The following is a 25,852-nucleotide window of genomic DNA, read 5'->3' as shown; positions in this document are numbered from 1 at the left end:
TTAGGGAGTCGGCGGCCGGTCAGGGCGGCCGGCGTGGTCAGGCTGCGCGCGGCAGCGCCTCGTCGCCCACCATCGGCCGCGCCCGTTGCAGCATCCGCCGCGCCAGCTCGCCGACGCGTTGCAAGGCCTGCTGCTCGGCCGGGCCCCAGCCGCGGCCCAGACCCAGCCGCACGCAGTGGTCGTAGCGCTGGCTGGTGCTGAACATCGGGCCGGGCGCGATGCAGATGTTCTCGCGCAGCGCCGCCTCGAACAGCTCGACCGCGCACAGGCCGGCCGGCAGCTCCAGCCACAGGATGAAGCCGCCCTCGGGCGAGGTGACGCGCGTGCCCGGCGGGAAGCTGGCGCCGATCAGCCGGCGCGCCTGCTGGATGCGGTGGCCGATGGTCGCGCGCAGCTGGCGCAGTGCCTGTTCGAGCCCCGGCTGGTTCAGCGCCTCGGTCATCGCGTGTTCGATCAGCTCGGTGTGGCCGCCGCTCAGCGCGCCCTTCAGGCGCCGGACCTGGGCCGACCAGCGGCCCGCTTCGACCCAGCCCAGCCGCAGCCCTGGCGCCAGCGTCTTCGAGAACGAGCCGCACAGCATCACCTGCCCGGTGGTGTCGAACGATTTCAGCGCGCGCCGGCACTCGGCACGCTCGTGCAGCTCGTTGTAGAGCACGTCCTCGATGATCGGCAGGCTGCGCGCCCGGGCCAGTTGCACCAGCGCACGCCGGGCCGTCAGCGGCATCGTCGCGCCCAGCGGGTTCGACAGGGTCGGCACCGTCAGCAAGGCCTTGACTGGCTGCGTGTCGAGCGCCAGTTCCAGCGCCGGCAGCGACAGCCCGGTGCGTGGATGGGTCGGGATCTCGAGCGCGCGCAGGTGCAGGCTTTCGAGGATCTGCAGCAGGCCGAAATAGGTCGGCGATTCGAGCGCCACCACGTCGCCCGGCTGGGTGACGGCGCGCAGGCACAGGCTGATCGATTCGAGGCAGCCATTGGTGACCAGGATCTGCGCCGGATCCAGGCTGCAGCCCATGCCGAGCGCGCGCCGGGCCACCGCCTCGCGCAACGGCGCCACGCCGGGCGTGAACGGGTAACGCGCCAGCGAGGCCTGGTGGCGCTGCATTGCGCGGGCCATCGCCCGGCGCAGCTTGTCGGTCGGGAACAGGTCGCCGCCGGGGCAGGCAGCGCCGAAGGAAACGATGCTCGGATCCTGTGCCGCCCCCATCACCCGCTCGACCAGCTGCGTGACGCCGACGGCCTGCGATTCGGCCGGCGGCTGGGTGATCTCGGGCACTGCCAGCGCCAGGGTCGGCCGGCGCCGCGGCGGCGGTGGCGGCAGGGCCGCGACGAAATAGCCCGAGCGGGGCCGGGCCTCGACCAGGCGCTGGGTTTCGAGCTCGCGGTAGGCCTGCAGCACCGTCGACAGCGACACACCCTGCTGTTGCGCCATGTGCCGCACCGACGGCAACCTGTCGCCCCGGTGCAGTGCGCCGGCATGGATCAACGCGGCGATGCGTTCACACAACTGGCGATAGATCGGGGCTTCCGGGGAAGCTGCGGGGGCGGCGTCGGGCTGCGGCTCCATGGCTTGATTGTGCGGTGCGACATCGCTGCTGAACCGGTACAGATGGCTGCACCGGCAACCGGTACAGATGTGCTGACGCCGGGGGTGTGCGGTGTTCTGTGCCGCTTCTGTGCCTTGGCGCCAGCATGGGGGCCGCCTACCGTCGAGGCATGAACCTGACCGACTCCACCCCGTTGCAGCGGCCCTTGCACCTGACCCCGGGCCGGGCGCTGCGTTTGTCGCCGTTGGCCGAGTCCGGCCGCCATGGGCTGCGCCGGCTGTGGCCACGGCACGCTGCCCACACCGGCGTGACGCTGCAGGTGCTGCGCGGTGGCGTCTGGCTCACCTGGCCGGGCTGCGAGGACGATGTCTTCCTGCACGCCGGCCAGAGCGTCGATTTGCCGCCCGCGCCATGGGGCAGCACGCTCGCGACTGTCGATGGCGTGCTGGTCGAAGCCGAGCCGCGCTTGTCGCTGGTGCCGGCGGTCGTGCGGCTGTTGGCGCGCCACCCACTGCCGTCGGGCACGGGTTTCGGCGCCTTGCTGAGAACGCTCGGGACCTGACCGATTCGAGGGCCGACGCGCGCGGCCGCCGCGCCGGGCGCGGCAGGTGCCAAGCGAAAAGACGGTCGAATGTGCGGCCGGCCGCGCCGGGCAGCATAGACTGCGCGGCCTGATGACCGAGCACACGAAACCCCAGTTACCCGCACCGACCGCCCCGCGCGTCGCGGTGATCGGCGGCGGCCCGGCCGGCCTGATGGCTGCCGAGGTGCTGGCCGCCGGCGGCGCCCGGGTCGACCTGTTCGATGCGATGCCCTCGGTCGGCCGCAAGTTCCTGCTGGCTGGCAAGGGCGGGTTGAACCTGACCCATTCCGAGGCGCTGCCGACATTCACCGGCCGCTACGCCGAGCGTGCCGACGAGGTCGGCCGCTGGATCGAGGCCTTCGGGCCGCAAGCGTTGCGCGAATGGGCAGCGGCCCTGGGCATCACCACCTTCGTCGGCAGCTCGGGCCGTGTCTTTCCGGAAGAGATGAAGGCCGCGCCGTTGCTGCGGGCCTGGCTGCACCGGCTGCGCGCGGCCGGTGTGCGCTTTCACATGCGGCACCGCTGGCTGCCCGGTGGGTTGGTGCCCGTCGACGGTGTGCACCACCTGCGTTTCGAATCCCCAACCGGCGAACGACACGCCGAGGCCGATGCGGTGCTGTTGGCGCTGGGTGGCGGCAGCTGGGCGCGGCTCGGCTCGGACGGCGCCTGGCTGCCGGCGCTGCAGGCGGCGGGGTTGGACTGTGCGCCGCTGAAGCCGTCGAACTGCGGTTTCGACATCGACTGGAGCGAGCACCTGGTGGCCAAGCATGCCGGCGCGCCGCTGAAGGGCGTGCTGCTGGACTTCACCGACAGCCGCGGTCGACACTTTCACCGCAAGGGCGAATGTGTGCTGACGGCGACGGGGCTGGAAGGCAGCCTGGTCTACGCGGCCTCGGCCTTGCTGCGTGACGAGATCGAGGCCCATGGCACCGCGACGATGCGGCTGGACCTGCTGCCCGAGCGCCCGCTGGCCGTACTGACCGACGCGCTGGCCCGGGGCCGCGGCGCCCGCTCGCTGGCCAACCACCTGCGCGAGCAGGCGGGGCTGCATGGCGCCAAGGCCGGCCTGCTGCGCGAAGGCCTCACCAGCGCCGAATGGAACGAACGGGCGCGCGACGCGGCCTGGCTGGCCCAGCGCATCAAGGCGTTGCCATTGACGCTGCGTGCCGCGAGGCCGATCGACGAGGCGATCAGCAGCGCTGGCGGTGTGCGGCTGGAGGCGCTGGACGAAGCGCTGTGCTGGCCCGCGCATCCGAGCGTCGCTTGTGCCGGGGAAATGCTCGATTGGGAGGCGCCGACCGGTGGCTACCTGCTGACGGCCTGCTTCGCCAGCGGGGTGGTCGCCGCCCAGGGGCTGTTGGCAGGCTGGACTGCGCGCGCCGGCTGACAGCGGCGTGCGAGACTTGACGCCGATCTCTCCACTGCGGAGCCCGTCATGACCTCTGGCAACGAGCAAGACGACGCGCTGATGTTCGAGCTGGCGCCGGTGTCGCTGTGGCTGGAAGACTTCAGCGGCCTGAGCGCGTTGTTCGCCCAGTGGCGCGGGCAGGGGGTCGGCGACCTGCGCACCTACTTGCGCGCCGACCGCACCCGCATCGCACAGTGCACGCGCGAGCTGAAGGTGCTGAAGGTCAACCGGCGCACGCTCGAGCTGTTCGGTGCGCCGGACCAGCCGACGCTGCTGGCGAACCTGGACAAGGTGTTTCGCGACGACATGCTGGACCACCATGTCGAAGAGTTGGTGCAGCTATGGAACGGCGCGCACAGCTACACCAGCCAGACGGTCAACTACACGCTGGATGGGCGCCGGCTCGACATCCTGCTGCAAGTGCGCGTGCTGCCCGGCCACGAGCAGGGCTGGAGCCGCGTGCTGCTTTCGCTCGAAGACCTGAGCGCGCGCGAGCAGGCCCGCCAGGCGTTGTTGCGCAGCGAGCGTTATGCGCAAGGCCTGTTCGAGCACTCGCCGGTTTCGCTGTGGGTCGAAGACTTCAGCGCCGTCAAGCGCCTGATCGACGAAGCACGCGAGCAGGGCATCGAGGACTTCCGCGTCTTCACCGACGTGCACCCGGAGTTCGTCGACCGCTGCATGGCCGAGATCCGCGTCATCGACGTCAACAGCCAGACGCTGACCATGTTCCGCGCGCCCGACAAGCCGGCGCTGCTGCGGCGCCTGCCCGACATCTTCCGCGACGAGATGCGCCGCCCGTTCACCGAACAGCTGATCGACCTGTGGGCTGGCAAGCTGCACCAGCAGCGCGAGACGGTGAACTATGCGCTCGACGGTGAGATGCTGCATGTGCACTTGCAGTTCGCGGTGCTGCCGGGCCATGAGCACGACTGGTCGCTGGTGCAGGTGTCGCTGACCGACATCACCGCCCGCAAGCGGGCCGAGAGTTACCTCGAGTTCCTCGGCAAGCATGACGCGCTGACCAAGCTGCGCAACCGCTCGTTCTTCGACGACGAGCTGAATCGGCTCGAGCGCAAGCAAATCTGCCCGGTGGCCATGCTGGTGATCGACCTGAACGGCCTGAAGCAGGTCAACGACGAACGCGGTCACCGAGCCGGCGACGCGCTGTTGCGCCGCACCGGCGAAGTGCTGGCCAAGTCCACCCAGGCGCCGGCCACCGCGGCGCGCATCGGCGGCGACGAGTTCGCGGTGCTCATTCCGGGCGGCGACGAGCACGCGGCCGAGACCTTCCTGGCCACCCTGCACGAGCTGGTCGAGCTGAACAACCAGTTCTACAGCGGCGACCCGCTGCGCTTTTCGGTCGGCACCGCGATCTCGCAACCCGGCGAGCGGCTCGAAGCGGCGCTGCACCGGGCGGATGCGCAGATGTACCGCCAGAAGAAAGCCTTCCACGCCAACGCCGAGAACGACCGGCGCAAGGACACTTGATGACCATCACCGTCCACCACCTGAACAACTCGCGCTCGCAACGCGTGCTGTGGCTGCTCGAAGAGCTGGAGCTGCCCTACGAGATCAAGCACTACCAGCGCGATCCGAAGACGATGCTGGCACCGCCCGAGCTGAAGGCGGTGCACCCGCTGGGCAAGTCACCGGTGATCACCGATGGCAAGGCAACGCTGGCCGAGTCCGGCGCGATCATCGAGTACCTGCTCGATGCGTACGGCGAGGGCTTGCTGCGGCCGGCGCCGGGCACACCTGAGCGCTTGCGTTTCACCTACTGGCTGCACTTTGCCGAAGGCTCGGCGATGAACCCGCTGCTGATGAAGCTGGTGTTCAACCGCATCCTCACGGCGCCCATGCCGTTCTTCGCAAAGCCGATCGCCAAGGCCATCGCGAAGAAGGTGCTCAGCGGCTTCGTCGACCCGAACATCCAGAGCCAGCTCGACTACATGGAGGCCGAGTTGGGCAAGAGCGAGTGGTTCGCTGGCAAGAAATTCACCGCCGCCGACATCCAGATGAGCTTTCCGCTCGAAGCGGCCGCGCAGCGTGCGGGGCTGGACGCAAGCCGGCCGAAGCTGATGGCGTTCCTGAAGCGCATCCATGCGCGGCCGGCCTACCAGCGCGCGCTGCAGCGGGGCGGGCCGTACGACTTTGCGCGGGATTAATAGCGCAACCGCACGCCGGCGGCGTGGCCTGGCCGTCCAGCCGTGTCCCCATGGCGGTCGAGGCCCGTGGCCACGCGGCACCAGCTGTCGGGTAACAATGGCGCCATGAACATCCGAATCATCCGATCCCGCCACCTGGCCGCCTTGTCGCTCACGCTGGTCGCGGCCGGCTGCGGCATGTTCTCCGAGTCCCCCACCCGGGCCACGGTGCCGTCTGAGTCGTCCAACGCGTCGGTGGTGCTCTACCACGTGCACCTCGGTACCGACGACGACTTCACCGACCACAACGTCTATCTGAACGGAACGAGGGTCGGTCGCCTCAACGCGGGAGAGGAGTTGCGCCTGCAGGCCGCGCCTGGCATCAACCAACTGAACATCGTCCCCGAGATGCGGTGGCTGGGCAGCACCCGCCAGGATCCGCTCAAGTACAGCATCGAGCTGACCCATGGTTCGACCCGGTACCTGCGCTACCGCACGGCTTCCGGCGAAGGCCGAATCTTGCCGACCACCGGCACCATCCTCGCTGACCGCGAACTGAGCCCGGTCACCGAGCAGGAATACACCGCCAGGAACTGATCGCCGCTGGCGTCGTCAAGGGCTCCTTGGCGACCGTCACCCGGGCGTCCATGTCCAGGTAGGCCGCTGCACAAAAAAAAGGGCGGGGATCAACCCGCCCTTGAAATTGCCCGGCACTCAGAACCGAGCGAGGAGTGTCCCCCTATGAGACAGGTCAGAACTTCATGCGCATGCCGGCGAAGTACATGCGACCGGCCTTGTAGACGCCGTTGATCTGCGACGAGTCGCCGACGTAGGTGGTCAGAAGCGGGTCGAGCAGGTTCTGTGCTTCGAAGGTCAGCGTGGCCCAGTCGTTGATGTTGTAGCTGGCGGCCAGGTTCAGTTGGCCGTTGCCGTCCTGGAAGTAGTCGCGACCGCCGCGGTTGCCGAGCTTGTAGGTCGAGCGGTGGCTGTAGGCCAGGCGCACGCTGACGGCGTCGTTCTCGTAGTACCCGCCGATGTTGTAGACGTCCTTCGAGGTGCCGTACAGCGAGCAGTCTTCGGTGTCAGAGCCGTTGCAGGTGCCAGTGGCCAGCTTGCGGGTCTGCTTGCCGTCGGAGTAGGTGTAGTTCAGGTCGATACCAAAGCCCATGCCCAGCGCATGCTGGAACATTGCCTCGAAGCCCATGATCCGGCCTTTGGTGTTGACCGGCGACGACACGTCGTACAGCTCGATCGCGCCGCCGTTCGACTGGTTGGCGTACGGCAGCATCGAGTGGCCGTAGGCGATCACGCCGTCGAGCTTGCTGGCGAACACCGCTGCCGACACCGCCGACTTCGGGCCGAAGTACCACTCGATCGACGCGTCGAAGTTGTTGCTGCGGATCGGCGACAGGTACGGGTTGCTGCCGACGCCGGTGTGCTGGATGTCGCGCAGGTCGTTGCCGGCAAGTTGGCCGAAGTCAGGGCGTGACAGGGCGCGGTTCGCGGCGAATCGGCCGACCAGGTTCTTCGCCAGATCCACGCGCAGGTTCAAGCTGGGCAGGACGTCGTTGAAGGTCTTCTTGTAGTTCGGTGCACCGCCCGGCAAGAAGGCCTCGATATCTTCCTTGGTGTTCACGACGCGCACGCCGGCATTGCCGGTGATGTTGTCGCCGAACGTCAGGTTGGCCATCGCATAGGCCGCGTTGACGTTCTCCCGGATGTCGAACTCCTGCTGCGTCGCGTGGTTCACGAAGGTGGCGTACTTGGCCACCCACGCGGCGACATACTCGTTCTTGATCTTCCAGGGCGCGAAGCCCGGCGTCGGGTTGGTCGGCAGGTTGCCATACCAATCCTTCGAGTAGTTGCCGATCCAGTCGTCGGTGATTTGCGACTCGTCAGACGCGCCGGCGGCCAGCGACATGCCAATGCGGATCAGTTCGCGGCGGTGCTGGGTGGCGCGCACGCCAAACTTGACCGACGGCACGACCTCGGAGTCCAGGCGCCACAGCGCGTCGATCTGACCGTAGGTTTCGCTGTCGTTGGTCTCGCTGTAGCTGCCCCAGCCACCGATGCCGGCACCGCCCTTGACGAACGTGTCGCCGCCCGGCACGTTCAGGACGAAGATGCCGTCATCGTTCAGCGTATAGCCGGCGCCGTTGTTCCAGGCGCTGAACACTTCGAAGCCGACGTCCTTGGTTTTGCCGCCGCCGCTGGTGTTGCCGAGCTTGCCCGACAGCGTCAGGGCGTCGGAGACCTTCCACTTCGCGTCCAGGTTGACGAACTGCGAGTTGGTCTTGGCGTCGGGCCGCGCCGCCACGTCTTCCACCACCGACCATGCACCTTGCGAGCCGGTAGGCAGGCCGTTGAACGCGTCCCGGTCGAAGAAGATGCCGGTGATGGTGTCGCCAGAGACCACCGGCGTGCCCGTGGGCGGCACGGAACTTCCATTCCAACCTGGCCCGTACATCGGGTTGATCAGGTCGACCATGTAGTTGGTGTTGTAGTTCTTCGCGTCCATCGTCGAGTAGAAACCCGACAGGTTGAAGTCCAGGTTGGCATTGGGCTTGAACTGCGCCTCGAGGTACCCGCCTTCGCGCTTGCGCTCCTGCTCGAACAGCACGGCGCCGCTCAGCAAGCTGATGTTCTTGCCGCGCAGGTTCTCGACCGGGTAGGTGGCGCCGACCTTGTCCCACCACACGCCTTCGGAACCTGCACGTTGCAGGTGGCGGGATTGCGAGAACACCTGGCCCAGGATGCCGAAGGTGTTGTCGGTGTTCTTCCAGTTCAGCAGCGCGCTGATCGACGGATCGGTCTTCTTCGCGTTGTCGGAATAGGCGGCTTCGATGCTGGCCACGCCATGCAGCGTGTTCTTGAAGTCCAGCGGGTGGCGCGTCTCGATGTCCACCGTGCCGGCAGCGCCGCCTTCGGGCAGGTCGGCTTGCGAAGACTTGTGCACGACGACGCGGCCGATCAAGTCCGACGGCAGCAGCGTGAAGGTGACGCTGCGGCCACCGGCAGCAATGTTCGGGCCGTACCAGTCGCCGGTCGACACCGTGTGGCCGTTCAGTGTCGTCAGCGTCAGCTGCGAGCTCAGGCCGCGCATCTGCACGTGCTCGTTCTCGCCGAACGAGCCTTCGGAGGAGCCGGCGCTGGTGGTCGACACGCCCGGCACACGCTGCAGCGAGTCGGCCACATTCTTGTCGGGCATCTTGCCCACGTCTTCGGCGGTGATCACCTCGACCAGCGAATCGGCATCGCGCTTGGCCTGCAGCGACTTCTGCAGCGAAGCGCGGATACCGACCACCTCGACGCGTTCCACCTTGTCTTCACTGGCCGCCGCCGGCGGGGTTGCCATCTGAGCCGCCGCCGCGGCGTGAAGCAGGAACAAAGCCGTCGCCGCGGCGATCGGTGTGAGCTGAGCTTTCATGGACCCCTCCAGAGCGGTAGTGAACAACTGATGCGTACCAATGTACGACCAATGCGTGCCACTTAGCTACCACTTTTTAGTAGGGGAAAGGCCTTAGACCCTGCTGGTCTCGTGGCCGGACTGCACGCGTTGCCCCTGACCAGGGCACCAGGCGCTGCATTCCGGTGCATCTGGTATGACTTTTGGTACGCAACCGACGCCTCGATGTCCGCCGTGGTGGGATCACCGCCAGACGCGAGCTTCGTCTGGTTCAAGGCTCGGTCGAGACCCACCGGTCGGCCGACCGGGCACGCCTGGTTCAATACCAGTAGCGGACCAAACTTGAATACCACTGAGGCGGGTCCAGGACCAGACCACGTCGCCCTACGGATGGAACCAGCGTTTCTACTAGGTGGTACCACACTGGCATGTATTGGTATCATAGTGGCATGCATCGTGCGTAAAGGACTGCTGCGCCAGTGTCCCGCGCAGTCCGCTTCGATCAGGGTGCGAGGGCGCCCTGGGAAGTCGTGTCGCCACCGGCCGCGGTGCATCTAGAAGCCCAACTCGAGAGGTGAACATGAATAGCAAGCCCACCCCCATCGCTTCAGCCGTCGCGCTTTTGCTGATGGGCGCCGCCCTGGCCGCCCAGGCGCAGCAACCCCAGACACCGGCTCCAGCCGCTTCGGCGGCGGCCGATCCGGCTGAGCCGGGAGCCACCACGATCGTGGTCACGGGCATCCGCGCCTCGCTCGAATCGGCCGTGAGCATCAAGAAGAATGCCTCCGCCGTGGTGGACGCCGTTTCCGCCGAAGACGTGGGCAAGCTGCCGGACTCCGACGTGGGCGAGAGCCTGGGCCGCATTCCCGGCGTGGCGGTGGGCCGCGATTTTGGCCAGGGCGCTTCGGTGTCTATCCGCGGTACGGACCCGCAGATGACCTACACCACCCTGAACGGGCAGACGGTGGCCTCGACGGGCTGGTATGACCAGAAGGCGATCGACCGCTCGTTCAACTATTCGCTGCTGCCCTCGGAGCTGATCGGCGGCCTGGAGGTCTACAAGTCGTCCCAGGCCGACCTGACCGAAGGCGGCATCGGCGGCACCGTGATCGTCAAGACGCGCAAGCCGCTGGACCTCGACGCCAACACCGCCTTCGCCGGCATCCACCACAGCATCGGCACCATCAGCGATCTGACCCACGAAGTCTCCGGCCTCTACAGCTGGAAGAACGACGCCAAGACCTTCGGCGTGCTGGTCGCCGGTGCCTGGGAGAAGGGTGACTACATCCGCCGTGGTGTCGAGGCTGACATGCGCTGGTCCGGCGACGTGGCGCCAACATCGTTCGTGCAGGAGCGCGAGCGCCAGGCCTTGAACGTGACGCTGCAGGCCCGCCCGGCCAAGGGCGTCGACCTCAGCCTGAACTACCTGCACCTGAACCTGGACGCCAACAACTCCAACACCAGCCACTACATCTTCACCGGCAATTCCGGCACGTGCGCCGAGACCAACGAATCGGGCCTGTGCGTGCTGCACACGCGCGACGTGGCGAACCCGGCGACGGACAACGTGTTCCTGCAGAACTGGGTCCGTTCCGCGTCGATGTCGTCCGACAGCCTGGTGCTCGACGGCTCCTACCGCGGTGACGGCTTCAAGCTGTCGGCGGTCGGTGGCTCGACCAAGGCCGAGGGCGGCACGGACCAGACGGCCAACTTCGCCTACGGCAGCTGGACGCCCGGCGCGACGCTGCCCTACTGGACCGGCACCATTGACGCGCGCGGCAACAAGATCATCGTCCGCCCGTCGTCCGACCAGAGCATCGGCGTCGACAACCTGCCTGAGACCTCATCGCCCGAGACCTGGGCCTCGGGCCGCGGCCCCAACTCCGACAAGGAAGACTTCCTCCAGGTGGACGGTGACGTCGACGTCGAATGGGGTCCGCTGACGTCCTTCAAGGCCGGCGCACGCGCGACCAAGCACACGTTCACCCGCACCGGCGAACGCGGCGTGCATGCGGCCACAGCCATCCCGGGTGACACCTCAGGCCTGTACGACGGCACGCTTGACGTGGTCGGCGGCTGGACCGTGCCTCGCCCGAACATCGGCGCGATGCTTTCGCTGGCCTCGGCCAACATCACCGACTGGGTGGAAGACCGCTCGGCCTACGCGAAGCTGGAAGAGAAGAACAGCGCCCTGTATGGCATGTTCGAGTTCGAGAAGGACGCGCTGCGCGGCAATTTCGGCCTGCGCTACATCCGCACCAACATCTCGGCCACCGGTTATCTCTTTGACGGCTCGCCCACCACCGACATCGGCCAGAACAACGGCTGGAGCACGAGCAAGACGACGCAGAGCGAGTCCTATAGCGAAGTACTGCCCAGCCTGAATGCCGTCTACGACCTGAACCGGAGCATGAAACTGCGTTTCGCCGCCGCCAAGGCGATCACGCGGCCGAACTTCGACAACATGTTCCTGACGTCCGTGGTCGGCTTCGACGACACGAATGCGAGCAACGACGCGTTCAACTACGGGTCACCGGGACTGAGGCCGCAGAAGTCCACCCAGTTCGACCTCGGCGTCGAGTACTACTACGGTCGCGGCAACCTGCTGGCTGCGTCGGTCTTCCACAAGAAGATCGACAACTTCGTCACCACCCAGACGTCGCTGAACCAGCAGGTGGGCGTCGTGAGCCCGGACACCGGCCTCGACAACTGGACCATCAATCGCTACATCAACGCCGGCGGCGGCAACATCTCCGGCATCGAGTTGCAAGGCAACCATGCTTTCGACAACGGCTTCGGCGTGGCGCTCAACTACACCTACGCGAATGCCAAGGCACCTGCCACCAGCTACCAGGACGAGCTGAACCTGTTCACGCTGTCGTCGCGTCACACGGCGAACCTGGTGGGCTACTTCGAGAACGACGTCTACTCGGCCCGCCTGGCCTACAGCTGGCGCTCCAAGTACATGGTTCGCGAGACGGGCTGGTACGGCAACCGCATGCACGACGACATGGGCAGCCTCGATCTGAGCCTGGGTTGGAACATCAACAAGCACCTGCGCCTGTCGCTGGAGGCGATCAACCTGACCGCGGAAGACGACGTGCAGTACGGCGCCGGCGACGCGCCCGCTCAGCGCGCCTCGCTGCAGAACGGGTTTCCGACCTGGTCGTTCGAGGGCGAGACCACGTACCGGGTGGGCCTGAGCGTCAAGTTCTGAACACGCGGGTGCCTCTCACCACGTTCAGCAAAGCCCGGCCTTGGCCGGGCTTTTTCGTGATACTTGTGAGACAGGACACCGATCACGATGAGTTCCCCCTTCGCCTTCCGCATGCCGTGCGACATCCAGTCCGTGGAGGTCGGCGGCCAGACCATCGTCTTCATCGATGATTTCCTGGAAGACCCGCACGCCCTGGTCGAGGCGGCCCGCGGCAGCCGCTTCGAGCCGGCCGGGTCCCCCGCCGAACAGAAGGGCTATCCGGGACTGCGGGCGCCGGCCCCGGCGGCCTATACGCAGTCGATCACGGCGCTGCTGGAGCCGCTCATCAAGGTCAACTTCGGCGTGCCGGAACACCTGCCTGTCAAGGTGGGCCTGAGCGCCTTCTCCCTCACCACCACCGCGCCCGATGCGCTGGGGCCATTGCAGCGCACGCCGCACTTCGATGCGAGCACCCCGCACTACATGGCCGCCTTGCTGTACCTGTGTGACCAGACGCATGGCGGCACTGGCTTCTACCGCCACAACGCCACCGGGTTGCAACGCATCACCGCCGACGACCGGGAGCGCTACCTCGACGCCTATCACGAGGAAGTCAACCATCGTCGCCCGCCCGCTCGCTACTTCGACCGCTCGGACGAGCAGTTCACTTTCCTCGGGATGATGCCCGCACGCTTCAACCGTCTGGTGGTCTATCCCGGAAGCCTTTTGCACAGTGCCTGCATCAACCCCGCCCGCAGCCTGAGCAGCGATCCCGGCCAGGGGCGGTTGACGGTGAATACCTTCTATGACTTCTGAGCTTCCCCGGGGCGGCGTGTCCGTCCAACCCACCTCCATGGGGGTGTCAAGGACTCGGAAGCGGCCCTTCGTTCCTTGAGAAGCCAGCCGGCGACAATCCACCTCCATGAACCGCCCCGCCCCCTCCCTGATCGAGCGATTGCTCTCCGCGCTGGACGCGTCTGCCAGCCAGCCGCTGTACCAGCAGCTTCAGCGCGCCTTGCGCGAGGCGATCGAAAGCCAGTACCTGGCGGCCGACGATGCGCTGCCCTCCGAACGCCAACTGGCGGCGGATCTGGGCGTGTCGCGCATCACGGTGCGCAAGGCGATCGATGGCCTGGCCGAAGAGGGGCTGCTGGTCAGTCGCCAAGGCTCCGGCAACTTCGTCAGTGCGCGCATCGACAAGAACTTCGCCAAGCTGACCTCGTTCTCGGAAGACATGCGCGCCCGCGGCCGCACGCCGCGCAGCGAATGGCTCAAGCGCACGACCGGCACCGTGTCGCCCGAAGAGGCGCTGAAACTCGCGCTGAGCCCCGGCTCGACGGTCTACCGCTTCCACCGCCTGCGCTTTGCCGACAACGCGCCGATGGCGTTGGAGTACGCGACGGTGATTGCGACCGCGCTGCCGTCGGTCGAGGCGGTGCAGGACTCCCTCTACGATGCGCTCGAAGCCAACGGCCACCGTCCCGTGCGCGCGCTGCAACGCCTGCGTGCGCTGCTGCTGAACGACGAACAGGCCGCGCTGCTGCAAGCCCAGCCGGGCGACGCCGGCCTGCTGGTGGAGCGCCTGGGCTACCTGCGCGACGGCCGCGCGGTCGAACTCTCACAGTCCTTCTACCGCGGCGACACCTACGACTTCATCGCCGAGCTGGCAGCGAACTGATTCGCGACCACGGCGCTCCGTCAGGAGCCCGCCGTCTTCAAGTGGCGTGCGCGGATCCGGCTTGGCCGGTCCGCTGCGCGAGCCCCCTTGGGGGCCGCGCCCGGACATGAACACTCCTGTGGACTGTTTTTGCCTGGCGAGGGGCCGGGCCTCTGGCCCGGCGTGGCCTGCAAGGCAGCCCCCGGAAGAGGGCGTGGGGCTCAAGGTCTCCACCAGTTTCCGGATACGGTGAGCATGACTTGCAGGCGAATCGCATCGCCGTAGTAGCCGCTGACCGCGCCGTAGTCGCCGCCGTTGATCGAGGTCCACAGGCTGTTGAGCCAGGTCTGCGCGGCCGCGCCACCGAGCATCGCGTTGACCGCCATCGGTGCGGTGAACGGCAGGTCGTCGTAGGTGCGGAAAGAGTCGCCGTTGGGGCCGTTCAGCACGTAGTAGCCGGCATCGATGTTGGTCGGCACGCCGTTGGTCTTCGCACGGATCCAGCTCGCCGTCTTCTGCTGTGAGGCCAGCAGGCCCGTGTGGCCGTCGACGATGTAGGACATCGCGAGCCGCCACGGCGTGCGGCAGGCGTTGTAGCTGTAGTCGCCGTCGTGCTGGGTCTCCAGCCACTTGCCGGGCACAGGCTGCCACAGCCCGTCCTTGGCGACCATGAAGTCGGGCACGAGGCCGGTGGCCTGGCTGCCGTTGTTGAACTGTTGGTTGACCGCCTTGATGATGGTCTTGTGCACGGCATTCCAGCGTGCCGTGTTGGCGGTGTCCCAGCGCGCGAACGCGAGGATGTGGCTGGCCATGAAGTCCGACGGCCGGGTGTATTTGCGGTCGGTGCCGCTGACCCAGCTGCCGACCGTCAGGTTGTTCTTCCTCGGATTGACGTCGTACTGCAGGATCGCGGCCATCACCTTGCGCGCTTCGGCCAGGTAGTCGTGGCTGCCGTTCGAGCCCCATTGCACATGGGCCAGCAGCAGCGAGTAGGCGATGTCGAGGTCGCCGTCGGTGGCCGAGTCGGTGCCTTCCACGTCGACCATCTGGCCGTTCTGCAGGGTCTGCTTCCAGGCCATCAGGTCTGGCGTCTGGTCGGTCGGGTGGTTGCGGAAGTAGCGCAGCATCTCGTCGAACACGGCCTTGTCGTCCATGTATGCCGCGAGCACCATGCCGTAGCCGTGCGCCTCGGAGACGGTGGAGTTGGTGTTGTCGTACTTGATCCAGTTGCCGTCGCCGCCGTCGCTGCGCAGGTAGGCGTTCTTCCAGCTGGCGTAGTGGCTGCTGACCGCGGAGTCCATGCTGGACTGGCTGACATGGCTCGGCTTGATGACGCCGGCGGTGTAGGTGACGTGCTGCGGGAAGGGGCGGTTGCCGGCCCAGGCGGTGGCCAGGGTGCAGGCCAGCAGGCCGGCCGCGGCGAATCGGGTGAGGTTCAACAAGTCAGTCTCCTTCGAAAGTTAGAGTTTGAGGCGGACGTTCAAGCGGTTCAGCCCCGCCACGGCCCACAGCACCGCGGCGGCGTACAACGCGCAAAAGACGATGCCGAAGCCGCCTTGCTTCAACACCGGTGGCCAGCCCCAGCCGGCCCAGCCCATCACGGCAGCGATGACGAAGGGCAGCAGGTAGGTCACCAGCGGGTTGGTCGCGGCCGGCTCGACCCAGGCCACCCAGCCGGTGGCGCCGGCCTGCACGATCAATGCTTGCAGCAGCGCATAGGCCGCCACGCAGGCCGCGGCGCTCAGCAGGCACCAGCTGGGGGTGGCGTAGATCTTCGAGATCGGGAACCACGGCCGCAGTGCGAAGCCGGCGGCCAGCAGCGCCGCGGTCATCGCCAGCGCGCGTGCGTGGCGCTGCGCCAGCGTCAGCGCGCGGGCCGTGTCGAGCTCGTGGTACAGCAGCGCGCAGATCACGCCGGCCAACACGATGCTGGTGTGCGCGGCGTGGCCTTCCTGGCTCAACAGCGCGGCGGCCAGTCCGGTCGCCTGGTCGCCCAACGCGGCATGACCGGCGTAGTAGGCCACGCAGCCCGCCAGCATCCCCCACAGCACCGGGACGCTGCCGCGCGAGAACTGGTACAGCACGCAGCCGATCAGGTAGGCCCAGCCGATCAGGCCGAGGATGCCCCACCATTGCGGCGTCAGGCCCTGCTGCCCGTCCGGACCGCCCCGGTACAGCCATGCCAGCAACCCCATCAGCAAGACCCCGGCCAGGCGCAGCGCACGGTCCATCGCCGGGCTGGGCGCGCGGTACACGCCCCAGACCAGCCCCACCGCGGCGTAGAACAACAGCAGCCAAGCCTCGATCGGCACTGCCATCGAGGCCTCGTGGACCACGCCTTCCTCGGCGTTGACCATGAACACGCCCATCACGATCAGCGCCAGCGCGCGCCAGGCGATATGGCCTTGCAGCGCCAGCCAGCCGTCGCCCTTGGCGATGCGCGCGTGGATCGCGAACGGGATCGACATGCCGACGATGAACAGGAAGGCCGGGAACACCACGTCGACGAAGCTCATCGCATCGGCATCGGCCGGCATGTGTTTCCACCAGCGCGAGATGCCGGTCACGCCATGCATTTCGTTGACCCAGACCATCACCAGAAAAGTCAGGCCGCGAAACGCGTCGATCGGCAGCGCCCGGCCGCGCTGCAGCTCGTTCAAGCGCGGCAGGACGGCGGGGCGGGGCAGGGCGGCGGTGGCGATCACAGCGACAGCCGCACACCCAGGAAGTACTGCCGGCCGTTCGTGTAGAAGGCGCGCGGCTGGTCGCGGTTGTCACCGTAGTACTTCAGCGTCGGGTTGTTCAGGTTGAGTGCGTCGAACGAGATCGTCACCTGGTCGTTGACCTTGTAGTTCAGCGAAGCCGCGAGGTAGCCGACGCCGTCGGCGTACTGGGTGGTCGAGCGGTCCAGGCCGACCAGGTAGGCCGAGCGGTAGGTGTAGGCCAGGCGGGCGTTGAAGCTGTCGTTCTCGTAGTAGCCCTCGAGGTTGTAGGTGTCCTTCGACGAGCCGACCAGGCCGGCGCCGTTCGAGTCTTCGCCATCGGTGTAGGTGTAGTTGACGACCACGCCGAAGTTGCCGAACAGCGGCTGCTGGTAGGACAGCTCGAGCCCGTGGTTGCGGGCCTTGACGTTGACGGGCGACGTGATCTCGTACGGCGTGATCACGTTGTTGTTGCTGGAGTCGGCCAGCATCACGGTGTGCGTGCCGTAGGCCACGTAGGACGACATGTCCATGTAGAACAGCGCCGCCGACAGCAGGGACTTCGGCGCGAAATACCATTCCAGCGTGGCGTCGAGGTTGGTCGACCGCACCGGCTTCAGGTCGACATTGCCGCCGGTGCCCGAGTGGGTCAGGTTGTCCTTGCTGGTGATGGCGCCGGCGAGCGAGCTGTAGTCGACCCGCGTCATCGTGCGGGCGGCGGACAAGCGCGCGACGAGGCTCTTCGACAGGTCCAGCCGCAGGTTCGCGCTCGGCAGGATGTCGAAGTAGCTGCGCTCGTCGTGCACGGGGGTGTAGGGGCCGAAGGTGGGTGAGTCGATCGGCGCCTCGCCTTCGGGCACGTTGAAGTCGGTGGCCTGGCGGGTCTGAACCAGCCGCACACCGGCGTTGGCCCGCCACTTCGCGCCCACCAGGTTGGCCATCGCGTAGGCGGCCAGGGTCTTCTCGCCGACCGTGAACTCGCCCGGCCAGTAAGGCTCCGTCTTGGTCGTGTTGGCCTTCACGGCTGCTTCGACCGTGCCAGGCGGCAGCCGCCACATGTTGCGCAGGAAGTTGGCGCCGCCGCCGAAGCCGCGGCCGAAGTTCGACGGGTACAGCGTGCCGTCCCACTCGGCGTTGGCCGGGCAGGCGCCTTCTTCCACCGTCGCGGCGCCCCAGCCGCAGCCGCCGTTGTTCGGGTAGCGCAGTTGGCGCTTGTGGTCGGTGAAACGCAGGCCGAACTTTGCCGAGTCCCAGATGCCTTGGTCGATGGCCAGCTCCGCATCGGCCTGCGCGTAGGTTTCCTTGTCCTGGACCCGCACGATCGAATACCACATGCCGAACAGCGACGACTGGCTGAAGTCGGCGGTGTCCATGCCCGGGAAGGACACGATGGCCGGCGACTTCAGGCCGTTCATCGCGTAGTTCAACCCGGCATTGCTGGACAGAAACGACTCGTAGCCCAGGTCGCCCGGCGTATCGCCGAGACCACGCGCATGGCCGACCTTGCCCGACAGCGTCAGGCTGTCGCTCGCGCGGTACTTGCCGTTCATGTCGAGGTACCAGCTCTCACTGGCCGCGCCGGGGCGGTACATGCTGTCGGTGAAGCCGACCGGCACGTTGTGCACATTGGCGAACTCGGCCGAAACCAGCGTGTTGTTGCGCACCACCGGGTTGATCGGAATGTCTTCGCTGGTCAGCAGGCTCTCGACGCTGGCCAGGTAGCTGTGGTCGTAGTTCGTCGCATCCATGTGCGAGAAGAAGCCGTTCACGTCGAGGGTCAGGGCCTGGCTGGCCTTCCACTCGACATCGAACAGCCCGCCCTGGCGAACGCGCTTCTGCGTGAACAGGTTGTGGTTGATCAGCAGCGGGTAGAACACGTCCGCCAGTTCCGGGTGGGCTGCGACGACCGGGTTGGGCCGCATCACCGGATTGCCGTTGTTGTCCAGCACCGGTTCACCGTCGTCGTTCAGCACGTTCAACTGCGCCGGGATCTGGCCGTAGCCCAGGAACTCCTGCGCGTCGCGCCGCTCGTGGCGGGTTTCCGAGAACAACTGAAGGGTTGCGCCGAAGTCGTTCGCGTTGTTCTTCCAGTTGAACAGCGCGCTGATCTGCGGCGCGGACTTGCGCGGCAAATCGGCGTAGAACGCCTGCGCGTTGATCTCGGCCGTGAACGGCTTGGTGAAGCCGAGCGGCCGGCGGGTCTCGATGTCGACCGAACCCACGGTGCCGCCTTCAGGCAGGTCGGCCTGCGCGCTCTTGTAGACGGTGACCTTGCTGACAATCTCGGACGGCAGCAGCGAATAGCTCACGCTGCGCCCCATTGCCTCGGTCTGGCTCAGCACGAACCAGTCGCCGGTGCCGACCACGTGGCCGTTGATCAGGGTCTGGGTCAGGCTGGGGCTGGTGCCGCGGATGCTGACGCGGTCGTTCTCGGAGAAGCCGCCTTCGCCACCCGCCATCGAGCTGATGTTGACGCCCGGGATGCGCTGGATCGCGTCGGCGACGTTCTTGTCCGGCAGCTTGCCCAGGTCTTCGGCGGTGATGACCTCGACGATCGCATCGGCATTGCGCTTGTGTGCCAGCGACTGCTCGCGCGAGGCGCGGATGCCCGTCACCTCGACCCGCTCGACCGGAGGCTCGCTGGCCATGTTCTGCCTGGCCGGCCCGGTCGGGGCGGGCTGGCCGTCCGGCGTATTGGACGGTTGGGCGAAGGCCGGCAGGCAACCGCTGGCCAGGGCCAGGGCAGCGGCGGCGGCCAGCGGGGTCAGGGGACTGGAGGCCAATCTCATGCGTACTCCTCATCGACAACGCCGCCATTGGAGCGTCACCCGACGTCGCGGGCCATTCTGGGATGTACTTCGCCGTCCGGGTAGTTTTACCAAGACCCGGAGGTAAATCTCTGTCTTGTGCACCCGGACGCCATCGCCTGAAATGAAGGCCGTGAAATCGAGAGTCCCGATGCTGTCTTCCCTGTTTCGCGGTCTGACCGCCGCCACCCTGGCCATGGGCTCCGTCCAGGCCGCCGCCCAGGCCACTGAGCTGAACCTGTGGGTCATGTCGACCACCGAGCAGCAGCAGCAGGACATGCGCGAGCTGCTCAAGCCCTACCTGGTCAAGCAGCCCAACCTGCGCGTCAACGTGACGGTGCTGAACTGGGAATCGGCCTGGGCCAAGATCACCGCCGCTGCCGCGTCGGGCCAGGGCCCGGATGTGATCGAGCTGGGCAGCACCTGGGTCGCGGCGATTTCGTCGATGGGCGCGCTGGTGCCGCTGACCGACGCACAGCAGAAGGAGGTCGGCGGCCCGGCCGCGTTCTTTCCGGTGATGTGGGGCACGACGCACCGGCACGGCGACGCCAACGTCTATGCCGTGCCCTGGTACGCCGACGCGCGTGCCGCCTACTACCGCTCGGACGTGTTCAAGAAGGCCGGCATCGAGCCGCGTGACGCTTTTGCCAACTGGGGCAGCTTCAAGCAGGCGATGCAGAAGGTCAACGGCACCGAGCTGAACGGCAAGAAGATCGCCGCACTCGGCTACCCCGGCAAGAACGACTGGAACGTGGTGCACAACATGGCGCCGTGGATCTGGAACGCCGGCGGCGACTTCCTCGGCAACGACCGCAAGCGCTCGACCATCAACTCGACGGAGGCCGTGCAGGCGACCGTCTACTACACCAGCTTCGCCGCTGAAGGCCTGGTGCCTTCCAGTGCGCTGGAGAAAGACTCGGGCCAGATCGAGAACGGCTTCTTCAACGGCCAGTACGCGGTGATCTTCTCGGGGCCGTGGATCCTGAAGCAGATGAAGACGCCCAAGGCCAAGGGCGGCCAGCTCGAAAGCCTGGCGGCGCGCAACTTCGGCATCGCCCCGTACCCGGCGGGCCTGAAGGGCAGTCAGACCTTCTTCTCGGGTTCGAACCTGGCGGTGATGAAGTCATCCAAGCACAAGGCCGATGCATGGAAGCTCGCCGCCTTCCTGACCAGCCGCGACGCGCAGGTGCAGTTCAGCCAGATGTCGGGCATGCTGCCGGCGCGCCTGGACGCGGCCCACGACCCGGTGTTGACCGCCGACCCGCACTACGCCGAGTTCCTGGCGCAGGTGCGCAACGGTCGCCACTACCCATCGGTGGCGGGTTGGGGCCCGCTCGAATCGGTGTACCTGAAGAACCTGGGCAACATGTTCGACATGGTCGCCGGCGTGCGCGGCAAGTACAGCCCGTTGGCGGTCAAGCAGGCGCTGGATGCCACCGCGCTCGAAGCCGACCAGGTGCTGGCCGAATCGAACTGAAAGCGTGTCTGAATCGGACAGCCCGGTCACGCCTGCTTGGGTACCTATGCCAACCGAGGTTCAAGGCGCTCCGCAGGAGCCGCCGCCCATCAAGTGGCGTGCGTGGATCCGGCTCTGCCGGTCCGCTGCGCGAGCCCCCTCGGGGCTTTGCTCGGACACCAACAGTCCTGAGGACTGTTCGTGCCTGGCGAAGGGCCGAGCCTCAGGCTCGGCGCGGCCTGCAAGGCCTCGGGCCCGGAAGGGCCCGTGGGGGCCCATGTTCCCTTGGTTGATGCTGCTGCCCGCGATCGGGCTGATGGCGGCGGTCAACCTGCTGCCGATCGTGCAGGGCTTCTACATGTCGCTGCTGAAGCTGAACCAGTACACGCTGGGCCAGTATCTGGACGCGCCGTTCATCGGGCTGGACAACTACCGCCGCGTGCTGACCGACCCGGCCAGCCCGCTGCGCCACGGCCTGGGCCTGGCGCTGCGCAACACGGCGCTGTTCACGCTGGTGGTGTCGGCGTTTTCGATCGCCATCGGGCTGGGGCTGGCGCTGTTGATGAACCGTAACTTTGCCGGCAAGAACATCGCCCGCACGCTGCTGCTGTTGCCGTGGATCGTGCCGAGCTACGTGGTCGGCACGTTGTGGGGCCAGCTGTTCCAGCGCGACAGCGGGCTGGTCAACAGGATCCTCGTCGACGGCTTGCACCTTCTGGACGAGCGGCCGTTCTGGCTCCTGGGCAGCAACAGCTTCTGGGCCATCGTCATCCCCACCGTCTGGCGCAACGCGCCGCTGCTGATGTTGATCTTCCTGGCCGCGCTGCAGGCCTTGCCGACCGAGCCGTATGAGGCGGCGGAGCTGGACGGTGTCAGCCGTTGGCAACGCTTCGTCCACATCACGCTGCCGCTGCTGAAACCGGTGATCGCGATCCAGGCGCTGTTCCAGGTGATCGACAACGTCTACTCGTACAACATCGTCTCGATGATGTTCGGCCAGGGTGCCGGCCACCCGGGCGAATGGGCCGACCTGCTGATGCCGCTGCTGACGCGGCAGTCGTTCAGCTACTGGCTCTTTGGCCAAGGCGCGGCGGTGTCGTTCGTGCTGATGGCGGTGATGCTGACTTTCGTCGCGGTGTGGATGCGTGCGTTCCGGCGCAGCCTGGTGAGCCATGAAATCTAAGTGGCTCGGTGCCCGAGCGCTGGACGCGTTGACCTGGGCGGTCGTTGCATTGATGCTGGCACCGATCATCTGGCTGCTGTGGTCTTCGCTGCACCTGCCCGCCGAGCTGGCGCTGGATGGGGAACCGAGCGAAGGCCTGCGCTGGCGCAACTACGTCGACCTGTGGCTGCAGGTCGATTTCTTCAACTACTTCGCCAACAGCCTGCTGGTCTGCGGTGCGGCGACGCTGGTCTCCACCGCGTTCGCCGCCTGCGCGGCCTACGCGCTGGCGCGCTTTCGCTTCCGTGGCGAGAAGGCCGTGTCGATGTCGATCACCGCGACGCAGGTCGTGCCCGGCATGCTGTTCTTCCTGCCGCTGTACATGCTGTACCGCCACATCGGCGACGAGTGGGGGGTGGCGATGCTGGACACGCGCCATGGGCTGGTCTTTCTCTACGTGGCGTTGTTCACCCCGGCCAGCATCTGGATCATGCGCGGCTTCTTCGTCTCGGTGCCGCGCGAGCTGGAAGAGGCGGCGATCCTCGATGGCTGTTCACGCCTAGGGGCCTTCGTGCGGGTGGTGCTGCCGCTGTGCGCACCCGGCCTGATCGCGACCGCGACCTTCGTCTTCCTGCTCGCGTGGGACGAGCTGTTCTTCGCCTGGGTGCTGACCAGCTCGCCCGAGGTGCAGACGATCCCGGTGGGCATTCGCCTGTTCATCAACCAGTTCCAGCACCGGGTCGACCTGATGATGGCCGCCGGTGCGGTCGCGACGCTGCCGGTGCTGGTCGTCTTCTTCGCTGGTCAGCGCTACTTCATCAAAGGGTTGGCAGCCGGTGCGGTGAAAGGTTAGGTTGACATGGCCTCCGTCTCCTTGCAGCGTGTCGCGAAGCAGTTCCAGCCCGGTCAGCCGGTACTGGCCGGTGTCGACTTGCACATTGCCGATGGCGAGTTCGTCGTCTTCGTCGGGCCTTCGGGCTCGGGCAAGTCGACGCTGCTGCGGCTGATCGCCGGGTTGGAAGAAGCCAGCGGCGGCGAGATCTTCATCGGCGACAAGCGTGCGACCGAGCTGCCACCGGCCCAGCGCGGTGTCGCGATGGTGTTCCAGAGCTACGCGCTGTACCCGCACATGAGCGTGCACGACAACCTGGCGTTCGCGCCGCGCATGGCGGGCATGGGGAAGGCCGAGGTGACACAGCGCGTGAACCGTGCCGCCAGGCTGCTGCAGATCGAGCCGCTGCTGCAGCGCAAGCCGGCCGCGTTGTCGGGTGGGCAGCGCCAGCGTGTGGCGATCGGTCGCGCGATCATGCGCGAGCCACGGGTGTTCCTCTTTGACGAGCCGCTGTCCAACCTCGATGCCGCGCTGCGCCAGACGCTGCGCGTCGAGCTGGCCGCGTTGCACCGCCAGCTGGGTGCGACGATGGTCTACGTGACGCACGACCAGGTCGAGGCGATGACTTTGGCTGATCGGATGGCCGTGTTCGACGGCGGTGTCGTGCAGCAGGTCGGTCGACCGGCGGATCTGTACCGCTCGCCGTGCAACTTGTTCGTTGCAGGCTTCCTCGGTACGCCGAAGATCAACCTGCTGCCTGGCCGGCTGCTGCGCGCCGGCGCCGAACTGGCCGAGGTCGAGGTGCCTGGCCTCGCGCACTTGCGTGTGGCGGTCGATGCGCGCCGGTTGTCGGTGGGTGATGCGGTGACTGTCGGCGTTCGCCCTGAACACCTGGAATTGGCCGATGCCCAGTCGGCCGACAGTGCCAACCGCATCCCGGCCCGGGTGGCGCTGGCCGAGTACCTGGGTGACCACCAACTGCTGCACGTGGTCGCTGGCCCTGAGGGCACGCGGCTGGCGTTGAAGCGGCCGCCGCTCGACGTGCCGCCTGTGGGCAGCGCGGTGATGCTGCAAGTGACCGCCGGCCACGGCCTGTTGTTCGATGCCGCCGGACGCGCCTTGCCGCGCACCAGCGAAGATGGGGCACTATGAAGATCCTGCACAACCACCTCGGCTACCGCGCCGCCGCGTCGAGCAAGCGCGTATTGCTGCAGGCCAGCAGCGCGCCGCCTGGCGACCGCTTCATCGTTTATGAAGCTGACGAGCGGCGCATCGTGCTCGAAGGGCGCTGGGAGCCACTGGGCCCGGTGCAGCGCTGGCGAGACTGGCAGTACTGGGCTGCCGAGTTCGGCGCACTGCAGACGCCGGGCCGCTACATCGTCGCGGTGCCGGGTGCGAACCCGCCGCTGCAATCGCAGCCGTTTGCGATCAGCGAGCGCCTGTACGACGGCCAGCACGTCTCCGACCTGCTGCACTACATCAAGTCGCAGCGCTGCGGTGGTGTCTTCGACGCGGCCGACCGTGAATGCCCCGTCCACCTTGAAGAGGGTGGGCCCGCAGAACGGATGGACGTGCACGGTGGCTGGTACGACGCGTCGGGCGATGCGAGCAAGTACCTGACGCACCTGTCGTACGCGAACTTCCTGAACCCGCAGCAGACGCCGCAGGTGGTGTGGAACCTGATCGAGACGCGGGCCCGCCTGGCAGAGCCCGGCATCTGGATGGACGATCGGCTGGTCGACGAGGCGCTGCATGGCGCCGACTTCCTGCACCGCATGCTGCACGCCGACGGCTATTTCTGCCAGACGGTGTTCGACCGCTGGAGCAAGCACGTCGATCAACGCAAGCTCTGCGCCTACGAGACGCAGAAGGGCCACCTGCTGACCACGCGGCAGGCGGGCTTGCGCCAGGGCGCCGGCAGCGCGATTGCCGCACTGGCCCGCGCGAGCACGCTGCCGCGCGATGGCGCGTTCACGCGCGCCAGCCACCTCGCGGCCGCCGAGCGCGCGTTCGCCCACCTGGCCGAGCACAACACCCGCTACCTGCCGGACGGGCGCGAGAACATCATCGACGACTACTGCGCATTGCTGGCCGCGACCGAGCTGTGTGCCGCCACCGATGGCCAGGCCGCCTACGCGGGGGCGGTGCAGCATCGTGCCGAGCGCCTGCTCAGCCGCCAGCATGCCGACGGCTGGTTCTGGGCCGATGACGCGAAGACCCGCAGCTACACCCACGCGGCCGAGGCCGGGCTGCCGTACGTAGCCCTGTTGCGCACGCTCGAAGCCTGCGCGGGCGTCGTCGATGCCGATGGGGTGCGCGCCGCGCTGCGCCGTGGGCTGCAGTGGGAGTTGCACATCACGACCAGCGGCGGCGAAAGCAACCCCTTCCACCTGCCCCGCCAGTATGTGAAGACGCCGGCCCAGCCGGGCCGCGCCCAGTTCTTCATGCCGCACACCAACGACAGCGGCTATTGGTGGCAAGGCGAAAACGCTCGCCTGGCGTCATTGGCCGCGGCCGTGCTGTGGGCCCGCCCGCACCTGGGCGCAGGCGGCGAAGACCCGCTGCAGGCCTATGCCGACGCGACGCTCGACTGGATCTTCGGCCGCAACCCCTTCGACACCTGCATGGTGCAAGGTGCCGGCCATGGCCCCGCACCGCGCTACGAGCCGAAGTACTGGAACGCCCCCGGCGGCGTCTGCAACGGCATCACCGCCGGCCTGGACGATGAAGATGACATCGACTTCCGCCTGCCGGCGCAGACCGACCCGATGCACTCGTGGCGCTGGAGCGAGCAGTGGCTGCCGCACGGGGCGTGGCTGATGTTGGCGCTGGCGTTTGCACAGTCATAGGCCAACCGCAGCGCGCGGCGTGGCGGTTGCCGCGCCGTGGCTCGCCGGCCACACCCCACGTTTGCAGTCGGCCGTGCCCAGGTGGATTTCCCAGTGCAGTGTTCGA

The 25,852-nt window shown here is 67.1% G+C and carries 18 protein-coding genes; 13 read left to right on the top strand and 5 right to left on the bottom strand.

The annotated features are described in order from the left end of the window. Positions 1-37: 37 nt before the first annotated feature. Complete coding sequence (locus VFY73_RS15755; RefSeq protein WP_329720386.1) at positions 38-1,564, bottom strand: PLP-dependent aminotransferase family protein; 1,527 nt, start codon at positions 1,562-1,564, stop codon at positions 38-40. Positions 1,565-1,713: 149 nt separating this feature from the next. On the opposite strand from VFY73_RS15755, the gene VFY73_RS15750 reads away from it, so the two are divergent. The 5 genes from VFY73_RS15750 (at position 1,714) to VFY73_RS15730 (ending at position 6,276) form a co-directional block, all read left to right on the top strand. After that, positions 1,714-2,106 (top strand): DUF2917 domain-containing protein, encoded by a 393-nt coding sequence (locus VFY73_RS15750; protein WP_329720384.1) that lies wholly within the window; start codon positions 1,714-1,716, stop codon positions 2,104-2,106. A gap of 112 nt (positions 2,107-2,218) precedes the next feature. After that, entirely contained in the window at positions 2,219-3,514 is a 1,296-nt protein-coding gene (locus VFY73_RS15745) for a TIGR03862 family flavoprotein (RefSeq protein ID WP_329720382.1), read from the top strand. Positions 3,515-3,562: 48 nt separating this feature from the next. Then, a complete protein-coding gene (locus VFY73_RS15740; RefSeq protein ID WP_329720380.1) occupies positions 3,563-5,023 on the top strand; it encodes a sensor domain-containing diguanylate cyclase in 1,461 nt (486 codons plus the stop codon). Then, positions 5,023-5,700: a glutathione S-transferase gene (locus VFY73_RS15735; protein ID WP_329720378.1), complete on the top strand. Its 678-nt coding sequence runs from the start codon at positions 5,023-5,025 to the stop codon at positions 5,698-5,700. Before VFY73_RS15740 ends, VFY73_RS15735 begins: the two co-directional genes overlap by 1 nt. Before the next feature lie 105 nt (positions 5,701-5,805). Then, complete coding sequence (locus VFY73_RS15730) at positions 5,806-6,276, top strand: hypothetical protein (RefSeq protein WP_329720376.1); 471 nt, start codon at positions 5,806-5,808, stop codon at positions 6,274-6,276. A gap of 154 nt (positions 6,277-6,430) precedes the next feature. On the opposite strand, the gene VFY73_RS15725 is transcribed toward VFY73_RS15730, so the two are convergent. Next, entirely contained in the window at positions 6,431-9,106 is a 2,676-nt protein-coding gene (locus VFY73_RS15725) for a TonB-dependent receptor (RefSeq protein ID WP_329720374.1), read from the bottom strand. A gap of 559 nt (positions 9,107-9,665) precedes the next feature. On the opposite strand from VFY73_RS15725, the gene VFY73_RS15720 reads away from it, so the two are divergent. The 3 genes from VFY73_RS15720 (at position 9,666) to VFY73_RS15710 (ending at position 13,959) form a co-directional block, all read left to right on the top strand. After that, the gene (locus VFY73_RS15720; protein ID WP_329720372.1) at positions 9,666-12,302 is read left to right on the top strand and encodes a TonB-dependent receptor; all 2,637 of its coding nucleotides are present in this window, start codon (positions 9,666-9,668) and stop codon (positions 12,300-12,302) included. Between the two features lie 111 nt (positions 12,303-12,413). After that, on the top strand, positions 12,414-13,097 hold the full coding sequence (locus VFY73_RS15715) for a DUF6445 family protein (RefSeq protein WP_329720370.1): 684 nt from the start codon (positions 12,414-12,416) through the stop codon (positions 13,095-13,097). A 106-nt stretch (positions 13,098-13,203) separates the two neighbouring features. After that, complete coding sequence (locus tag VFY73_RS15710; RefSeq protein ID WP_329720368.1) at positions 13,204-13,959, top strand: GntR family transcriptional regulator; 756 nt, start codon at positions 13,204-13,206, stop codon at positions 13,957-13,959. A gap of 200 nt (positions 13,960-14,159) precedes the next feature. On the opposite strand, the gene VFY73_RS15705 is transcribed toward VFY73_RS15710, so the two are convergent. From VFY73_RS15705 to VFY73_RS15695, 3 genes are read right to left on the bottom strand one after another with little or no spacing between them, the layout of a single operon-like run. Next, entirely contained in the window at positions 14,160-15,380 is a 1,221-nt protein-coding gene (locus VFY73_RS15705; RefSeq protein WP_329720366.1) for a glycosyl hydrolase family 8, read from the bottom strand. A gap of 18 nt (positions 15,381-15,398) precedes the next feature. Then, positions 15,399-16,643: a DUF5009 domain-containing protein gene (locus tag VFY73_RS15700; RefSeq protein ID WP_329720364.1), complete on the bottom strand. Its 1,245-nt coding sequence runs from the start codon at positions 16,641-16,643 to the stop codon at positions 15,399-15,401. Next, positions 16,640-19,429 (bottom strand): TonB-dependent receptor, encoded by a 2,790-nt coding sequence (locus tag VFY73_RS15695; RefSeq protein WP_329720362.1) that lies wholly within the window; start codon positions 19,427-19,429, stop codon positions 16,640-16,642. Before VFY73_RS15695 ends, VFY73_RS15700 begins: the two co-directional genes overlap by 4 nt. A 169-nt stretch (positions 19,430-19,598) precedes the next feature. Between VFY73_RS15695 and VFY73_RS15690 the strand changes: the two genes are divergently transcribed. The 5 genes from VFY73_RS15690 (at position 19,599) to VFY73_RS15670 (ending at position 25,746) form a co-directional block, all read left to right on the top strand. Next, positions 19,599-20,924: an extracellular solute-binding protein gene (locus VFY73_RS15690; protein ID WP_329720360.1), complete on the top strand. Its 1,326-nt coding sequence runs from the start codon at positions 19,599-19,601 to the stop codon at positions 20,922-20,924. 256 nt (positions 20,925-21,180) lie between these two features. Beyond that, a complete protein-coding gene (locus VFY73_RS15685) occupies positions 21,181-22,086 on the top strand; it encodes a sugar ABC transporter permease (protein WP_329720358.1) in 906 nt (301 codons plus the stop codon). Further along, positions 22,076-22,918, top strand: coding sequence for a carbohydrate ABC transporter permease (locus VFY73_RS15680; protein ID WP_329720356.1), 843 nt, complete (start codon positions 22,076-22,078; stop codon positions 22,916-22,918). The genes VFY73_RS15685 and VFY73_RS15680 overlap by 11 nt, the downstream gene beginning before the upstream one ends. A 6-nt stretch (positions 22,919-22,924) precedes the next feature. After that, entirely contained in the window at positions 22,925-24,049 is a 1,125-nt protein-coding gene (locus tag VFY73_RS15675; RefSeq protein WP_329720354.1) for an ABC transporter ATP-binding protein, read from the top strand. After that, a complete protein-coding gene (locus VFY73_RS15670; RefSeq protein ID WP_329720352.1) occupies positions 24,046-25,746 on the top strand; it encodes a glycoside hydrolase family 9 protein in 1,701 nt (566 codons plus the stop codon). Before VFY73_RS15675 ends, VFY73_RS15670 begins: the two co-directional genes overlap by 4 nt. Positions 25,747-25,852 lie beyond the last annotated feature (106 nt).

The organism is Ideonella sp. (genome assembly GCF_036277275.1).
GTDB lineage: Bacteria > Pseudomonadota > Gammaproteobacteria > Burkholderiales > Burkholderiaceae_C > Ideonella.
The sequence above is the reverse complement of the archived record's forward strand: the minus strand, read 5'-3'. Positions and strand labels throughout refer to the sequence as shown.

What these genes read in the sequence shown, in the direction of transcription:
- VFY73_RS15755 (WP_329720386.1), bottom strand. Translation starts at nt 1,564, where the DNA reads ATGGAGCCGCAGCCCGACGCCGCCCCCGCAGCTTCCCCGGAAGCCCCG.
- VFY73_RS15750 (WP_329720384.1), top strand. Translation starts at nt 1,714, where the DNA reads ATGAACCTGACCGACTCCACCCCGTTGCAGCGGCCCTTGCACCTGACC.
- VFY73_RS15745 (WP_329720382.1), top strand. Translation starts at nt 2,219, where the DNA reads ATGACCGAGCACACGAAACCCCAGTTACCCGCACCGACCGCCCCGCGC.
- VFY73_RS15740 (WP_329720380.1), top strand. Translation starts at nt 3,563, where the DNA reads ATGACCTCTGGCAACGAGCAAGACGACGCGCTGATGTTCGAGCTGGCG.
- VFY73_RS15735 (WP_329720378.1), top strand. Translation starts at nt 5,023, where the DNA reads ATGACCATCACCGTCCACCACCTGAACAACTCGCGCTCGCAACGCGTG.
- VFY73_RS15730 (WP_329720376.1), top strand. Translation starts at nt 5,806, where the DNA reads ATGAACATCCGAATCATCCGATCCCGCCACCTGGCCGCCTTGTCGCTC.
- VFY73_RS15725 (WP_329720374.1), bottom strand. Translation starts at nt 9,106, where the DNA reads ATGAAAGCTCAGCTCACACCGATCGCCGCGGCGACGGCTTTGTTCCTG.
- VFY73_RS15720 (WP_329720372.1), top strand. Translation starts at nt 9,666, where the DNA reads ATGAATAGCAAGCCCACCCCCATCGCTTCAGCCGTCGCGCTTTTGCTG.
- VFY73_RS15715 (WP_329720370.1), top strand. Translation starts at nt 12,414, where the DNA reads ATGCCGTGCGACATCCAGTCCGTGGAGGTCGGCGGCCAGACCATCGTC.
- VFY73_RS15710 (WP_329720368.1), top strand. Translation starts at nt 13,204, where the DNA reads ATGAACCGCCCCGCCCCCTCCCTGATCGAGCGATTGCTCTCCGCGCTG.
- VFY73_RS15695 (WP_329720362.1), bottom strand. Translation starts at nt 19,429, where the DNA reads ATGAGATTGGCCTCCAGTCCCCTGACCCCGCTGGCCGCCGCCGCTGCC.
- VFY73_RS15690 (WP_329720360.1), top strand. Translation starts at nt 19,599, where the DNA reads ATGCTGTCTTCCCTGTTTCGCGGTCTGACCGCCGCCACCCTGGCCATG.
- VFY73_RS15685 (WP_329720358.1), top strand. Translation starts at nt 21,181, where the DNA reads ATGTTCCCTTGGTTGATGCTGCTGCCCGCGATCGGGCTGATGGCGGCG.
- VFY73_RS15680 (WP_329720356.1), top strand. Translation starts at nt 22,076, where the DNA reads ATGAAATCTAAGTGGCTCGGTGCCCGAGCGCTGGACGCGTTGACCTGG.
- VFY73_RS15675 (WP_329720354.1), top strand. Translation starts at nt 22,925, where the DNA reads ATGGCCTCCGTCTCCTTGCAGCGTGTCGCGAAGCAGTTCCAGCCCGGT.
- VFY73_RS15670 (WP_329720352.1), top strand. Translation starts at nt 24,046, where the DNA reads ATGAAGATCCTGCACAACCACCTCGGCTACCGCGCCGCCGCGTCGAGC.